The organism is Halohasta salina (assembly GCF_024178165.1).
Classification (GTDB): domain Archaea; phylum Halobacteriota; class Halobacteria; order Halobacteriales; family Haloferacaceae; genus Halohasta; species Halohasta salina.
This window is the reverse complement of the sequence record NZ_JAMZIE010000001.1, coordinates 114,388-128,369: the sequence shown is the minus strand read 5'-3', so window position 1 is coordinate 128,369 and position 13,982 is coordinate 114,388. Positions and strand designations below refer to the sequence as shown.

The window sequence follows — 13,982 nt, the reverse complement described above, 5'->3', positions numbered from 1 at the left end:
AGAGGATTAAATACCTATGGTCGGGAAATACGGTGACTATCGAGTACCCCTCCGTAATCATGAGACTCAGAGTTTTCCGAGGCTATCGCCGTACTGTCGTTTTTGCGCTTTTGGTGATAGTATTGGCTACCGTGCTCGTAACCGGGAGCGCTGTCGCCAGCCATGGCGCAGAAGCGAGCGGCAATCTCACTGGCACGGTGACCAACGAGGCTGGCGATGCGATCGAGGGTGCGGCGGTCAATATCACAGACCACGGAACACATCTCAAAACAACGACCGACTCGAACGGCGAGTACGAACTCACCGATGTGCCGTACGAGACCCAGACTGTAGAGGTAGTTCACCCGGACTACGAGACCGAGAGTACGTCAGTCGCCGTGTCGACGACCAACTCACCAGTAACGGAGGACTTCGAACTGGTGCGAAAAACGGGGACGATTACGGGGACGATCAACTCCACACAGAGTCAGGTCGGTGACGAAATCGAAGGTGTGACCATCACCGTCGAACACGACGAGTCGATCGATCAGAATCTCATCGAAAGCGGTGCTGACGGATTGGAGACGGAGACGACCACAGACAGCGACGGGAGCTACGAGATCGATGTTCCAAACGGTAGCGTCGATCTCACAGTTAGTCGGGACGGCTTCGAAACGGCAGACCGGAGCGTCACCGTGGATGCGGGCAAAACTGTAACCGAAGATATCGATCTGGATGCGATCCTCACGACGATCGAAGGGACGGTTACGAACGAGAACGATGACGCTATTTCGGGTGCGGACGTGTCGGTCGACGGTACTGACTCAAGCATCTGGGGGTCACTCAGCACGACGACCGACAGCGATGGTGACTACCAAATCACCGACGTACCGGGGAACGAGAACGGAGCGACACGGACAGTGACGGCCGATGCGGAGAATTTCGAGGAAGGTTCAATTTCGGTTCCGGTCGACGGTTCGACCCAACCAAATACTGACAACGACCTGAGTCTAGTTCAAGACAATGAGAATTTCCAGCTCACAGTAACGGATACCAACGGAAATCAGCTAAACAATATTGATGTCGAAGTGGAGGGCGTCGACCAGGACCAAACTACGACCGGAGAGAACGGCCAATATAGCGAGAATCTCCCGTTCGGTACGCATACTGTAACGGTCTCCCATCCGGATTACAAATCTAACAGTCTCACGACTGAAATCGAGCAAGGCAAGTCGAAACAAGAAGAAATCTCCATCGAACGAGATACGCCGGTCGACATCAGTATCGACAGCGTGACGCCAAATTCCGTGCAGTCCGGGAATGAAGTGACCGTGAAGTTTTCTTTCAGTGAGAAAGTGTACGACACCGTCGAATTCAGTGCGTCGGGGCCTTCGGACGGATTTGCGCCCTCACAGACGTTTGACACCGGCTTCGACAGCGATTATAGCGACGAGGTGACGTTCACTGTCCCGGAGAAAGGCGAGATAAACGACGGACAGTACACCCTCTCGGTTAGCGCACTCAACGAGAGCGCAAGCCAGTCGGTTAGCGTGTCGAACGTCTTCGACTCCGAGCAGGTCGAGTTCACCGAGGAACGCTACCAGACGCCGGCTGGCGATTTCGTCGTGATCGACGTCTCGACCGGTGACCTCGACGAGGCGTACCTCCTCTTCGGCGGTGACCGAGAAGTAAACGAAGGGAACCTCCAGAACTACCTCGATGTGCTCCACATCGACGGCGACGCGACGTTCGTGATCAACACGCGGCTGGTCGGGACCGACGTGCCCTCCGAGCAGGCATACATCCCAGTCGACGGCGAGGTGACGAGCTACGCCCACGACAACGGGGCCGCAAACGCCCCACAGGGCGTGTTCAGCGACGTCTCCTTCCAAGACGAAAGAGGCAACCAGATCGCCGGGAACCTCGCGGAGTTCCGCGACCACGTGGGGCTATCGTCTCGGGGAAGCCCGCTGCAGGCCGGTCGCTACCGACTGGTCGCCGGCGGAAGCGGGACGGTGATCGAGCGCGACGACAACATTCCCGACTTCCGCCAGCCCGTCGGCCGGTCGAACCTCGTGTTGCAGCCGCCCGAAATCCGTAATGTGACAACCTACACGCTCCCGCCCGCGTCCGCCGACCGCGTCGACCAGTTCGAGGACGCCGACGAGCCCGCCGGCGTCGACGACATCGGATCTCTCTTGGATTCGGCGACCGAAACCGACACCATCGCCGAAGGCGACCGGATCCTTATCGAGGTCCAGTCGGTCGGGATGTACGGCGCGCTCATGAAGGACGTGGCAGCCACCAACCCGGCGGTCACCGACGACGGCGACGACCCCGGCGGAATCCCGAACGACGACGTCGACGCCCTCCTCAGAGATCACGAAGGAGTCCACATCGAGTTGGCCGACAGCCAACTCGCCGCGCCGAACCGACCGGGCGCGAGGCTCCAGTTTGCGGGCGTCGACAGCAGCGACCTCTATGTCCTCCCGGACGACACCGCCGACCAGTGGAACGGCACCGATCCGATCGGGACGGATCCACAGATCGGCGGCTTCTACGTCATCGTCGACACCCGTGACAGCGAGGCGTTCGACGGCCGACCGACCGACGGCGACGAACTGACCTTCGAGATCGCCTACGAGTCACCGGCGGGCGAACGCTACGAGTATCAGGAGTACTCGCTCATCAACGGCGAGCAGCCCAAACCGTTCAGCCCGGCCGTTAGCCCCGACGACGGGGTCGAACACTTCCCGTACTTCGGCGATAGCGACACCACGGTGAGCGCCAACGACTCGTTCACCTTCGAGGAGCCATACATCGACTACGGCGAGACCACCCTCGAAGACGAACTGATCGTCCCCGCCGAGGAGGACGGTCTCATTTCGGGTGAGACGAACATCGCGCCGGGCTCGCAGGCCGAGATGCAGTTGGTAGCGAGCAACCGGCCGGTGCCAAAGGTGGTCACGATCGAGGACATCGAGATCAGCGAGGACCGTACCTTCGAGATCACCGAAGACTTCTCCGACTTCGAACCCGGCGAGCGGGTCGAAGTCGAGTTCTACTCACAGGGCCGGCTGATCGACGACCGACTGATCGACAAACGTGGGGTCCGAGTCGTCGACGACCTCGACAACCCGGCGACCTTCGAGATCACGTCGTTCCCCGAATCGGTCGAGGTCGAACGCGGCCAAAATCTCGGCGATATCGCCGCGACGATCAACAACACCGGCGACATCGCCGACCGCCAGAACGTCAACTTCACGGTCAACGGCGAGACGGTCCGCGAGCAGACGACCGTCCTCTACAGCGGCGAGGAGACGACACTTGACCTCTCCGAGGAGTTCGTCGTCCTCTCGCCCGGCGAGTACAGCTACACCGTCAGCACCGACGACGACGAACGGACCGGCACGCTCACCGTGACCGAATCCGAGGACACGGAGGTCACGACCACCGATGGCAACGCCACCCAGTCGAGCCCGCCGGAGGAAGACGACGGTGACGACGACTCCGAAGGGTCGGGACTGCTCGGCATGGTCGGCCTCCGGAGCCGTGACGTCGCGGTCGCCGCCGCAGTGACCGGGGCGATGCACGTGCTGGGCCAGTGGACGTAGACGGCTACTCGTGGCGCAGGGCGTCGATCGGGTCGACGCGGGCGGCGCGCCACGCCGGGTAGAGGCCGGCGACGACGCCGACGAGGATGCCGACGACGACCGCCAGCGCCATCCAGTCCAGCGCAAGTGCAAAGCCGACGTCGGCATACCGGGTCGCTCCATAGCCGACCAGCAGGCCCAGCGGGACCCCTAGCACCGACCCGAGTGTACCGAGCAGGCCGGCCTCGATGAGGAACACCCCCATCACGTCACGGTTGCGCGCGCCGACAGCCTTCATGATCCCAATCTCGCGGGTCCGTTCGGTGACGCTGACCAACATCACGTTGGCGATGCCGATGGCTCCGACCACCAGCGAGATGACGCCGATCCCGGTGACGAAACGGGTGATCTGTTCGATCACGTCGCTGATCGAGTCGACGAAGTCGCTGCCCGAGCGGGCGACGAGTTCGGTGTCAGAGGCCGATAGTTGCCGGGCGTCCGACTCGGCGAGGAAGGCCTCGATGTCGGCTTTGGTATCGGGAATCCGTCGCGGATCGGCGACGACAGTCACCTGTGGGTAGGCCCGCTGGCGGACGCCCGCCGAGGGGCTCTCGACGACGGATTCGTAGAAGGGGTCGACTGGGGCGAAGATCCGGGGCTGGCGGGCGAACTGGCCGACCGGGAGTTCGCCGCGGGTGCCGGTGACGACACCGGTGACGGTGACCTCGCGCTCCTCGCCGTCCGGCATGACCATTGTCAGCGTCGACCCGGCAGTGAGGTTCTGGGAGAAGGCGGTGGCCATGCGCTCGTTGACGACGATCTCGTTTTCGCCCGGTGTGAACGTCCGCCCGGAGACGACCGAGTCGGAAGTGATACTCTCGGGCGTCGTCGCGGTCACCTGTTGTCTGGCGAGGGTTTCGTTGCCCTGTCGTACGGAGCCGACCTGTATGATGCCGCGCGGGAGAACCGCCTCGACGCCCTCGATCTCACGGAGGGCGTCGACATCGGACTCGGTGAAGACTGGCTGGAGGGCCCGGTCGAACCCCTCCTCGTCTTCGGGGGTGCCGAAGACGTAGATGTTCCCCGCGCTGCTGTCGCCGATGTCGCCGACGATCTCGGCTTGCACGCTCGCGCCGAAGGTGGCGAAGGTGATGACGGAGGCGATCCCGATGACGACGCCGATCACCGTCAGCGCCGACCGGAGTTTGTGGGCCCGGATCGACCGGACGGCGATCCGCAGGGACTCGCGGCTATCCATCCGTAGCCTCCCCAACGGCTTCGATAGTCCGGACGTTACCGTCCTCGACGTGGACGATGCGCTCGGCACGCTCGGCGACGTGGCGCTCGTGGGTCACAAGCAGGATGGTGTTGCCCGCCGCATGAAGGTCGTCGAAGATGTCGAGGATCGTCGCGCCGGTGTCGGTGTCGACGTTGCCGGTGGGTTCGTCGGCGAGGATCAGCGCCGGGTCCGGGGCGAGCGCGCGGGCGATGGCCACCCGCTGGCGCTGGCCGCCGCTGAGTTCCGCGGGGACGTGGTCGACGCGGTCGGCGAGGCCCACATCGTCGAGGAGTTCGCGGGCGCGTCGGCGGCGGTCCTCCCTGCTCCAGCCGTCGAAGACCAGCGGGAGGGCGACGTTTTCGACCGCCGTGAGCCGCGGCATGAGGTTGAACGTCTGGAAGACGAAGCCGATTTCCGTGCCTCGAATGGCGGCACGTTCGGCCTCGCTTTCGGCCGACACGTCGTGGCCGTCGACCGTGACGCGGCCCGCAGAGGGGGTGTCGAGGCCGCCGACGAGGTTGAGGAGGGTGCTTTTGCCGGAGCCGCTGGGCCCCATGATCGCGGTGTAGGAGCCCCGCGGCAGCGAGAGGCTCACGTCGTCGAGGGCGGTGACGGTGGTGCCGGCGGCGTACTGTTTGGTGACGCCGTCGACGACCACCGTCGGATCGGCGTCGGCCGGGCTGCCTGCTGATTCGCTCACGACCACCTTTGGGCGTCGTCGGGCATGAACGTTCGCCGGCGCAGGTGGATCGGAGCAACCTACTTACGCCGCAAGCCCCTAACGTAGACAATGCGAGTATCCGGTAGTAGTCGACAGGCGGCAGTGGTGATCGCGGTCGTCGTGGTCGGTCTCGTGGCCGCCGGCGCGGCGACCGGGCTCCCGGGAGCCGACAGCCAGCCCACCGGCGAAGCGATCCTCGACGACGTCGAACAGCGCTACGACGACGCCGAGACGCTGACCGGCAGCGCCGACGTGACGGTGGAAAACGAGAGCGAGACCGAGGAAGCGACCGTCGACTTCGCGTTCGCCGAGCCTGACCAGTTCAGGTTCGTCATCGAGAAGGACGGCTCGACCTCGGAGGTCGGCTCGAACGGCTCTGTCGTCTGGGCCGTCGGCGAGGAGGAGTCCTTCGCTCGTGAGATCCCGGCCGAGTCGGAGTACGACGACCACGAGCAGCCGGACGATTTCGTGCCGGATGAGAACGTCGACGCCGAACTCGTCGACACGACCGAACTCGACGGCGAGGAAGCCTACGTCGTCGAACTGACGCCGACCGACGAGGCCGACGAGAAGTACGAGGACGTCGAGTCGACGGTCTGGGTGTCGACCGAGGACTCGCGGGTGTTGCAGGTCGAGACCACTGACGGTGACAAGCAGATGACCGTCGAAGTAACCGACCAGCAGTTCGACGTGAGCATCCACGAGAGTACCTTCGAGCCGCCGGAGGATCGGGTCGAGGTGACGATGACCGAGACCTACGACGAGTTCGACGACCTCGAGGCGTCGACCGATCTCGACGTGCCGGCGTACGACGACGGCGAGTTCGATGAGGCCACCGAGTTCAGTTCCGCCGACGGACAGGCCGTGATCCAGCAGTACACGACCGACGACGGTGAGGTCCAGATCATCACCGCGACCGGCGCAAGCGACCGCCTCGGCGACGCCGAGGACGGTGAGAGCGTGACTGTCGACGGTGAGGACGCGACCGCCGTCGAGCGTGAGGGCCGCAGCGTCGTCTTCTGGACCGACGACGACGTGACGACCGGGGTTGTCGTCGAGGGCAGCGTCGACGACGCGGTTTCGGTTGCCGAAGAGGTCCGGTAAGACGCTGTTTTCAGTGGGTGTGAATCGCTTCGTTTTTCGCAGCTTCGGCGGCTTCGACGAGGTTTTCGGGGAACGTCGGATGGGCGTGGAGCGTGGTGGCGATATCGTCCAGCGAGGCGTCCATCTCTAAGGCCAGCGTCGCCTCGGCGATCGTATCCGAGGCCCGCGGGCCGACGATCCGCACGCCCAGCAACTGTTCGTCGACGTCCGCGATCACCTTGAGATAGCCCTCGGTTTTGTCCATCGTCAGCGCCCGCCCGGAGGCGGTCATCGGCACCCGACCGACCAGCACCTCGTCGTACTGTTCGGCGGCGTCGGCCTCCGAGAGCCCGACGGTGGCGACCTCCGGGTCGGTGTACATCACCGTCGGCATGTACTCGGTGTCGACGGCCCGGTCCTCGCCAGCAGCGACCGCGGCGGCGACCTTGCCCTCGTGGTAGGCGACGTGGGCCAAGTACGGCGGCCCGGCGGCGTCGCCGACCGCGAGGATGCTGTCGGCGCTGGTTCGGCACTGGTCGTCGACCGCGATGAACCCGTTTTCGGTCAGATCGACGTCCGTGTTGTCCAACTCCAGCCGGTCGTAGGCCGAGTTGGGTTCGCGGCCGGCGGCGACGACGATATAGTCGCCCGACAGCCGGAGTTCGTCGCCGTCCGTTTCGGCGACGAGGATCGGTTTCCCCTCGTCGTCGTACTCGACGCCCTTGGCCAGCGTAGAGGTGTAGATGTCGTCGCTGTACATCTCGCTGGTCTCCTGTATCGAGTCGACGATCTCTTCCTCGAACTCCGAGAGCACTCGATCAAGCGCCTCGACGATCTTGACGCGTGCGCCGAATTTGCTGAACTTGGTGACCGCCTCCATCCCGATGTAACCGCCACCGACGACGACGATCTCCTCGGGGACTTCGTCTACTTGGAGGACTTCCCGCGAGGAGATGACGCGGTCCTGACTGTATTCGAGGCCGGGGATTTCGAGCGGTTGGGAGCCGGTGGCGATGACCGCTGTCTCGAAGTCGAGCGTCCGGGTGTCGCCGTCGGTCTCGACGTGGAGCGTGGTGGCGTCGGCGAACCGGGCGGTGCCTTCGATCAGGTCAACGCCGTAGTGCTCCAAGCTTTCGAGAACCTGTCCGTCGAGACGCTCGATCACCTCGTCCTTCCAGTCTTGGATGGCCTGAAAGTCGACGTCGACGGGACCGGTCTCAATGCCGAGTTCGTTCCAGTGGTCGATGTCACGCTGGAAGCCAGCGGCGTGGATCAGCGCCTTGGCGGGGATACAGCCGTGATTGAGACAGACGCCGCCGACGGTCTCGCGTTCGACGAGGGCGACGTTGAGCCCCTTCTGTGCGCCACGAATGGCCGCGGTGTAGCCGCCGGGACCCGCCCCGATCACCACGAGGTCCGATACTGTGGACATATCCTTTCGTGGGGGCCTATCCTGATAGCCTTTCTTCAGATTCGGCTGAGAGGTTGGCTCGTCGACAGGGGGCCGCCCCCCGTCGGGCAGCTACGTGTGGTAGGACGACTCGCAGCTCGGGCCACAGAAGAGTTTGTACTCGACATCGCCGTCGTCGGTCGCGGTTGCGACGACGCGATTGGTGGGGTAGTCGACGACGCGATCGCTACAGACCGCACACTTCGGTGCGTTTTCTTCCGGGATCGTTGTCTCGGTCATACGCCCTTCGATAGGGTGCAAACACGCATGAGCCTACTGGCCATGGGTGAATCGCACGCACAACCCGTCCCGGACCGCCCGTTGTTTTGTCCGAGTAGCCCTACAGGAACGTATGCACACGACCGATCCGTCGAGACGGAGACAACCTACCCTGAAGACGAACCCCGGAGACGGCCGATGAGCGCCGGGATCGAGACCTGCCGGGCGAAGGCGGTCGGCGCACTCGCCAAGCGAGCCTACGAACGGGCGGGCGACGAGTACACCCGCGTCGGCTGGCAGACACTCGCCGCACCGCGGGAGGGGATGAGCGGGTTCGAGCCGGACGAAAAGGGATGGATCGGCCGAGGGCTGTCGGCCCTCGCCGTTGCGGCCGTCGCCTACCGGGTCGCCGGACGGGCCGACCGGGCGACCCACCGTGGTGTCGAAGGCGTCGCCGTCGCACAGGATCTCACCACGACACTCGCCGAGCCGGTCCAGCAGGCGTGTTTGGCGGAGTTCGTCGCCGACTTCCGCGTCGTCGGTGGGTTGAGCGACGCCGCGGCGGCCTACGACGACGCCGCAGCGGCGTATGCGGAGTTGGGCGACGACATCGACCCGCAGTACTGGGGCACGACGCCGCTGTTCCAGGCCGCGGCCGCCCCGATCAAACAGGCCGCCCGGTCGACCGACAACGGCGAGATCGCCGTCACGTGGGAGGCCCTCCACGGCAGCGATCCCGCCCAACCGGGGGCGTTTCTCGCACACCGGGCACGGTACAAGAACCAGCGATTCCCGATGTTCGTCGAGCAGGTGGTCGACAAGGGGTATCTGGCAGCCCCGCGCGGGACGACCGCGTACAACACTGACCAGTACCGGTGTCCGAACTGCGAGTCGGCCGACGTGAACTGGATCGCCGACAGCGTCCTCTGCTTGCGGTGTTCGACGCCGATGGACGAGTGATCAAGCCGGCTGTCGACCGAACGGAGAGACGACACGGCGTCGAAGCGATGATACCGGATCAGTCCGATATTTCTGTATGGACACTGCGACACTCTCGGTCCCGATCCTGTTTGCGGTCGGCATCGGCGCGGGCATCGTGTCGACGCTGGTGATGGACGTCGTTATGGCCCGGCTCCCGGAGGGCAAGACCCCAATGTACATCGCCGCCGGGGTGTTGACCGACCGTCCGCCGGGCGAGGCCCCCGGTCGACTGGCGGCGGTGGTCCACTACGTCGCGGGGTTGCTGACCGGCCCGCTGTTCGTCTGGCTGTTGTTCGCAAGCGAGGGGCTGCTCGGCGCGTCGGCCGTCTCGACGCTCGCCGCGGCGGTCGTGCTGTTGGTACTGATGGTCGGCTTTTTCGCGGTCGTCGTTCTCCCGCGGTCGCGGGTCGACGCTGGTCGACTCGGAACGATCCGTCGGGACTAGACGCTGGCTGCGGCTGCCTATCTCGTCGTGTTGGTGCCGCTTGTCGCTGCAGCCTCCCGGTTGATCTAACGCACCAACCAGCGTAGGCACGGTACGCCAGTTGGAGAGAACCGAGCTCGCACACGGCATCGAGGGCGGCTGGACCGCTTCGCTCGGACTCGCCACCGGTTCAGTTCCAGTCGCCCGGTTCGGTCTCCAACCGCATGCCGCCGATATCCGACCCCGTGAGGTGGGTATCGTGCTGCTAGCCGGGAGCGATCTCCGAGTAGTCCGTCCAGTAGTGTGCTCCGCGGGAGCTGCCCCTTCTCGCGCGCGAGCGATGCAGCCACTCCAACGGATCTCTCGAGAATCGGCTGTCCCATAGGTCCGCGCGAGTGACAAACAGGAAAATATAGCACAACTACCATACTAGTATGGTAGTCCGGTTATACACAATACTACCCTAACGATAAACGCATTATGACGGATCCAGGTACAATGGTAAGTCCAGGTGGCGAACAATTGTGGCTATGGCTCGGGACCATAGGAATGCTCCTCGGGATGCTGTACTTCATCGCCCGCGGATGGGGCGAGACGGACAGACGCCGACAGGAGTTCTACATCGTGACGATATTCATCACGGCCATTGCGTTCGTGAACTATCTCGCGATGGCGCTCGGCTTCGGGTTGACGACGGTCCAACTCGGGGGTGAAGCAGTGCCCATCTACTGGGCGCGGTACACCGACTGGCTGTTCACGACGCCGTTGCTTCTGTTGGACCTCGCGCTACTGGCGGGGGCCAGCCGAAACACGATCTACACGCTCGTCGGCCTCGACGTGCTGATGATCGGCACCGGCGCGGTTGCTACGCTGTCGACGAGCGCCGCGTTCCTCGGCCCGGTCGGCAACCGCCTCATCTGGTGGGGCGTCTCCACCGGCCTGCTGGTGGTGCTGCTGTACTTCCTGTACGGCGAGCTGGCCGACGAAGCACGCAAGCTCTCGGCTGAGGCCCAGTCGACGTTCAGCACGTTGCGAAACCTGATCGTGTTCGTCTGGCTGGTCTACCCGGTGTGGTGGCTCCTCGGCACTGAGGGCCTCGGCGCGGTCAGCCTCTACACCGAGACGGCCGGGTTCATGGTGTTGGACCTCGTCGCGAAGGTCGGCTTCGGTATTATCCTGCTGTCGAGCCGTGAGGTCCTCGACGCCGCCGGAGCGGCCGTCGGGAGCGCCGCAGGCACCGCCGACTAACAACCAATCGCTGCTGTCGACACGCCGCTGACCGCTCGGGGCACCCGCCCTGAGAGGGTTTTATCATGTACACTCATACACGGATCATCCCGAAAAACCGGCCCGACTACCGAAAGGACCGATCATGAGCGGGCCGACGTACTTCCAGTTCCATTTCGCGTTCCTGATACCGGTCGTCGTGGGGCTGTTGGCCGTGGCGACGGTGATGCGGACCCGGACGACCAGACCGACGGTGTGGACCGTCGGGAAACCGGTCTACTGGACCGGGGTCGCTGCGATCACGCTGATCGCCGTCGTCTACACGACGCCGTGGGACAACTACCTCATCGCCCACGGCGTCTGGGGGTACGGCGAGGGCCAGACGTTTGCCCACATCGGCCTCGCACCGGTCGGCGAGTACGTCTTCTTCCTGCTCCAGCCGATCCTGACCGCGCTGTGGCTCGGCCAACTGACGCTCCGCCGCGGGTGGCCCGAAACGGGACTGCTCGACTGGGCGGACGGCACCCGTCGACTCGATCGTGAGCGGCTCCGACTGCTGCCGCGACTCCTCGGCGGTGCCCTCGCCGTCGGGATCGGCCTCGTTGGCGTCCTGCTGCTGGGCACCGACCGGACGTTCTACCTCGGGGCGATCCTCGCGTGGGCCGCTCCCGTCTTCGCCATCCAGTGGGTCGTCGGCCTCCCGCAGTTGGTGTATCAGCGCCGCACGGTCGCCCTCGGAGTTACCGTGCCGACGCTGTATCTCTGGGTCATCGACCGCATCGCGATCGCGACCGGCATCTGGCACATCTCGCCCGTCTACACGACTGGCGTCGACCTGTTCGGCCTCCCGGTCGAGGAAGCGCTGTTCTTCGTCGTCACCAACCTCTTCGTCGTGCAGGGGTTGGTGCTATTCCGGTGGGTCGTCGACCACTGGACGGCGGCCCCCGCTCGAAAAGCCGCGGTGTGATCACTGCTCGAAGAACGCGTCGACGAGCTTTCGTTCGGCCGCCCGGAGATGCTGGTGGTAGGTCGCCCGGCCGATGTCCATCGACTCGGCGAGGGTGTCGCCGGTGACGGAGCGGTTCCACTCGTAGAACCCGCTGACGTGGGCCTTCCGGAGCGCGGTCAGTTGGCGCTCCGTCAGGCGGGTTTTTATTTCGCCGACGAAGGCACGTCGTGTCGACGGCGGCTGTTCGACCCGCCGCTGAGAGAGGATCTCCGTCTCCGGATACCGCTCTTTGAGGAGTTCGATGATCGCCCGGACGTCGCCTTCGGTGGGGAGTTCGAGGTCGAGACTGGCGACGCCGTCGTCGACGCTGATCGCGTCGATCCGGACGCCCCGCTCGGCGAGGGCCCCCGGCAGCGAGTCGTCGGTGACAACGAACTCGAACAGCGTCTCGCCGTCGTACTCGGAGAGTGCCTCGACCGAGACGATATGGGGGTAGTCGGCGGCCTCGATGATTGCCTCGGCAGTGGCGTCGGATTCGAAAAACAGCAGGACGCTGCCGTCGTCGCGGTACACTGCGCCGTTGTAGGTCAGCGACGCGCCCGTCAGCACTGAGAGGTCGACGAAGAACAACCCCCTGTCTCGGGAGCTGATTTCGATCCGCGTCACGCTGTCGCTGGCGATGAGTCGACCGCGTTCGAGGGCGTTGATCGCCGTCGCCGCGGCGCGACCGATCGCCCCAAGGACGGTCCGCTCGTAGTCGTTGAGCGTTGCTGCTTCGATCGTACACACCGACAGGACGCCGTAGGTCGTCTCCCCGTAGACGAGCGGAATGGCGGCGATCCCCCCGAGGTCGGCGGCATCCACCCACGGGGACGCCGACGCGACAGCCGACAGCGTCGACGGATCGGTGACGACTCGTGGTTCACCCGTCTGATAGGCCGAGGCGGCGGGCATCACGTCCACGGCTGTGAGGTCGATTTCGAGGTCGGCCTTCGAGACGTCCCACTCGCCAGCCGCAGCCGTCGCCACGAGACTGTCGATGGCGCGATCCGGCACGCCGATCCACGCGAAGTCGTAGGTCTCGGCGGCGGCGACCTGTTGGCAGACGGCCGCCTCGACGTTCGACCGGGATTGTGCCTCTACGAGTTCCTCAGTGACGTTCCGTAGCAGGCCGTCGATCCGGCGCAACAGGTGTTGGAGGTCCGTCCGTTCCCGTTCGAGCTGCATCTCGGCCTCCACCCGTTCGGTGATATCCGTCTGAAACCCGACGAAGTGCGAGACCTCGCCGTCGGCGTCGTGAACCGGGGCGATGTCGACGCGGTTCCAGAACGGCTCGTCGTTCTGCCGGTAGTTCAGCAGCTCGACGGAGGCCGACTCGCCCGCGTCGACGGCGGCCCGCAACTCGTCGACGGCCTCGGGATCCGACCCCTCGCCCTGCAGGAACCGGCAGTTCAGCCCGACGGCGCGCTCCTTGGCGTACCCCGTCAGTCGCTCGAAGGCGTCGTTGATGTAGATCATCGGCTCGTCGGGCTGGTCGGCGTCGACGATGGTGATGCCGACCGGCGCTTCGTCGATGGCTCGCTCCTTGAGTCGGAGCTCCTCCTCGGCGCCGAGTGCTTCGATGGGCATCCCCTCGGCCTCGTCTGGGCGAGCGGGCGACGACGGAGCCAGCGCTGCCGACACTCGTCCGTAGAGCCGGTCGGCGGCGTCGGGGCTCCCGGCGGGGACGAACTCCGAGACCCCGGCAGCGACGGCGTCGCTCGCAACGGTGAGGTCGTCGGCGACGACCACGACCGGGAGGTCGGGATCGAACCCACGGACTCGTTTCAGGACATCGACCGCGTCGACACCCTCGCCGTGAACGGCGACGACGCAGTCGGTGTCGGCGAGCCCCGAACCGAGTTCGTCACCGCAAGGCATCAGCGTCACGGCGAGGTCGGCGTCGGCTTCGAGCCCGTCCACCGGGTCGGCGGTCCCGGCTGTGATCACGAGCACGCGAGACGGCCGTGTTCCGGTCATCGTTGATACACTCGTTGTGATGCGTCAGCCAGTCGCATAAACGTGGATGTCGAACAGT

At 64.8% G+C, this 13,982-nt stretch carries 11 protein-coding genes; 6 read left to right on the top strand and 5 right to left on the bottom strand.

The window, feature by feature from the left end; all coding sequences use genetic code 11:
• Positions 1-131: 131 nt before the first annotated feature.
• Positions 132-3,593 (top strand): carboxypeptidase regulatory-like domain-containing protein, encoded by a 3,462-nt coding sequence (locus NKJ34_RS00645; RefSeq protein ID WP_253736968.1) that lies wholly within the window; start codon positions 132-134, stop codon positions 3,591-3,593.
• Positions 3,594-3,597: 4 nt separating this feature from the next.
• On the opposite strand, the gene NKJ34_RS00640 is transcribed toward NKJ34_RS00645, so the two are convergent.
• Entirely contained in the window at positions 3,598-4,830 is a 1,233-nt protein-coding gene (locus NKJ34_RS00640; RefSeq protein WP_253736330.1) for an ABC transporter permease, read from the bottom strand.
• Positions 4,823-5,551 carry an ABC transporter ATP-binding protein gene (locus NKJ34_RS00635; protein ID WP_253736329.1) on the bottom strand — a complete coding sequence of 243 codons (729 nt, stop codon included), beginning with the start codon at positions 5,549-5,551 and terminating at the stop codon, positions 4,823-4,825. The genes NKJ34_RS00640 and NKJ34_RS00635 overlap by 8 nt, the downstream gene beginning before the upstream one ends.
• A gap of 90 nt (positions 5,552-5,641) precedes the next feature.
• Here NKJ34_RS00635 and NKJ34_RS00630 point away from each other — a divergent pair, with 90 nt between their 5' ends.
• Positions 5,642-6,676: a LolA family protein gene (locus NKJ34_RS00630; protein WP_253736328.1), complete on the top strand. Its 1,035-nt coding sequence runs from the start codon at positions 5,642-5,644 to the stop codon at positions 6,674-6,676.
• Positions 6,677-6,686: 10 nt separating this feature from the next.
• On the opposite strand, the gene lpdA is transcribed toward NKJ34_RS00630, so the two are convergent.
• Both lpdA and NKJ34_RS00620 read right to left on the bottom strand, forming a co-directional pair.
• The gene (gene lpdA / locus NKJ34_RS00625) at positions 6,687-8,087 is read right to left on the bottom strand and encodes a dihydrolipoyl dehydrogenase (protein ID WP_253736327.1); all 1,401 of its coding nucleotides are present in this window, start codon (positions 8,085-8,087) and stop codon (positions 6,687-6,689) included.
• Between the two features lie 90 nt (positions 8,088-8,177).
• On the bottom strand, positions 8,178-8,345 hold the full coding sequence (locus NKJ34_RS00620) for a DUF7576 family protein (RefSeq protein WP_253736326.1): 168 nt from the start codon (positions 8,343-8,345) through the stop codon (positions 8,178-8,180).
• Positions 8,346-8,522: 177 nt separating this feature from the next.
• Here NKJ34_RS00620 and NKJ34_RS00615 point away from each other — a divergent pair, with 177 nt between their 5' ends.
• From NKJ34_RS00615 to NKJ34_RS00600, 4 genes are all read left to right on the top strand, one after another.
• Entirely contained in the window at positions 8,523-9,284 is a 762-nt protein-coding gene (locus tag NKJ34_RS00615; protein ID WP_253736325.1) for a hypothetical protein, read from the top strand.
• A 76-nt stretch (positions 9,285-9,360) separates the two neighbouring features.
• On the top strand, positions 9,361-9,750 hold the full coding sequence (locus NKJ34_RS00610; RefSeq protein WP_321169439.1) for a hypothetical protein: 390 nt from the start codon (positions 9,361-9,363) through the stop codon (positions 9,748-9,750).
• 477 nt (positions 9,751-10,227) lie between these two features.
• Complete coding sequence (locus NKJ34_RS00605; RefSeq protein WP_253736324.1) at positions 10,228-10,977, top strand: bacteriorhodopsin; 750 nt, start codon at positions 10,228-10,230, stop codon at positions 10,975-10,977.
• A gap of 124 nt (positions 10,978-11,101) precedes the next feature.
• The gene (locus tag NKJ34_RS00600; RefSeq protein WP_253736323.1) at positions 11,102-11,923 is read left to right on the top strand and encodes a lycopene cyclase domain-containing protein; all 822 of its coding nucleotides are present in this window, start codon (positions 11,102-11,104) and stop codon (positions 11,921-11,923) included.
• On the opposite strand, the gene NKJ34_RS00595 is transcribed toward NKJ34_RS00600, so the two are convergent.
• Positions 11,924-13,924 carry a bacterio-opsin activator domain-containing protein gene (locus NKJ34_RS00595; RefSeq protein ID WP_253736322.1) on the bottom strand — a complete coding sequence of 667 codons (2,001 nt, stop codon included), beginning with the start codon at positions 13,922-13,924 and terminating at the stop codon, positions 11,924-11,926.
• Between the last annotated feature and the right edge of the window lie 58 nt (positions 13,925-13,982).

What these genes read in the sequence shown, in the direction of transcription:
- NKJ34_RS00620 (WP_253736326.1), bottom strand. Translation starts at nt 8,345, where the DNA reads ATGACCGAGACAACGATCCCGGAAGAAAACGCACCGAAGTGTGCGGTC.
- NKJ34_RS00615 (WP_253736325.1), top strand. Translation starts at nt 8,523, where the DNA reads ATGAGCGCCGGGATCGAGACCTGCCGGGCGAAGGCGGTCGGCGCACTC.
- NKJ34_RS00630 (WP_253736328.1), top strand. Translation starts at nt 5,642, where the DNA reads ATGCGAGTATCCGGTAGTAGTCGACAGGCGGCAGTGGTGATCGCGGTC.
- NKJ34_RS00600 (WP_253736323.1), top strand. Translation starts at nt 11,102, where the DNA reads ATGAGCGGGCCGACGTACTTCCAGTTCCATTTCGCGTTCCTGATACCG.
- NKJ34_RS00640 (WP_253736330.1), bottom strand. Translation starts at nt 4,830, where the DNA reads ATGGATAGCCGCGAGTCCCTGCGGATCGCCGTCCGGTCGATCCGGGCC.
- NKJ34_RS00605 (WP_253736324.1), top strand. Translation starts at nt 10,228, where the DNA reads ATGGTAAGTCCAGGTGGCGAACAATTGTGGCTATGGCTCGGGACCATA.
- NKJ34_RS00610 (WP_321169439.1), top strand. Translation starts at nt 9,361, where the DNA reads ATGGACACTGCGACACTCTCGGTCCCGATCCTGTTTGCGGTCGGCATC.
- NKJ34_RS00595 (WP_253736322.1), bottom strand. Translation starts at nt 13,924, where the DNA reads ATGACCGGAACACGGCCGTCTCGCGTGCTCGTGATCACAGCCGGGACC.
- lpdA (WP_253736327.1), bottom strand. Translation starts at nt 8,087, where the DNA reads ATGTCCACAGTATCGGACCTCGTGGTGATCGGGGCGGGTCCCGGCGGC.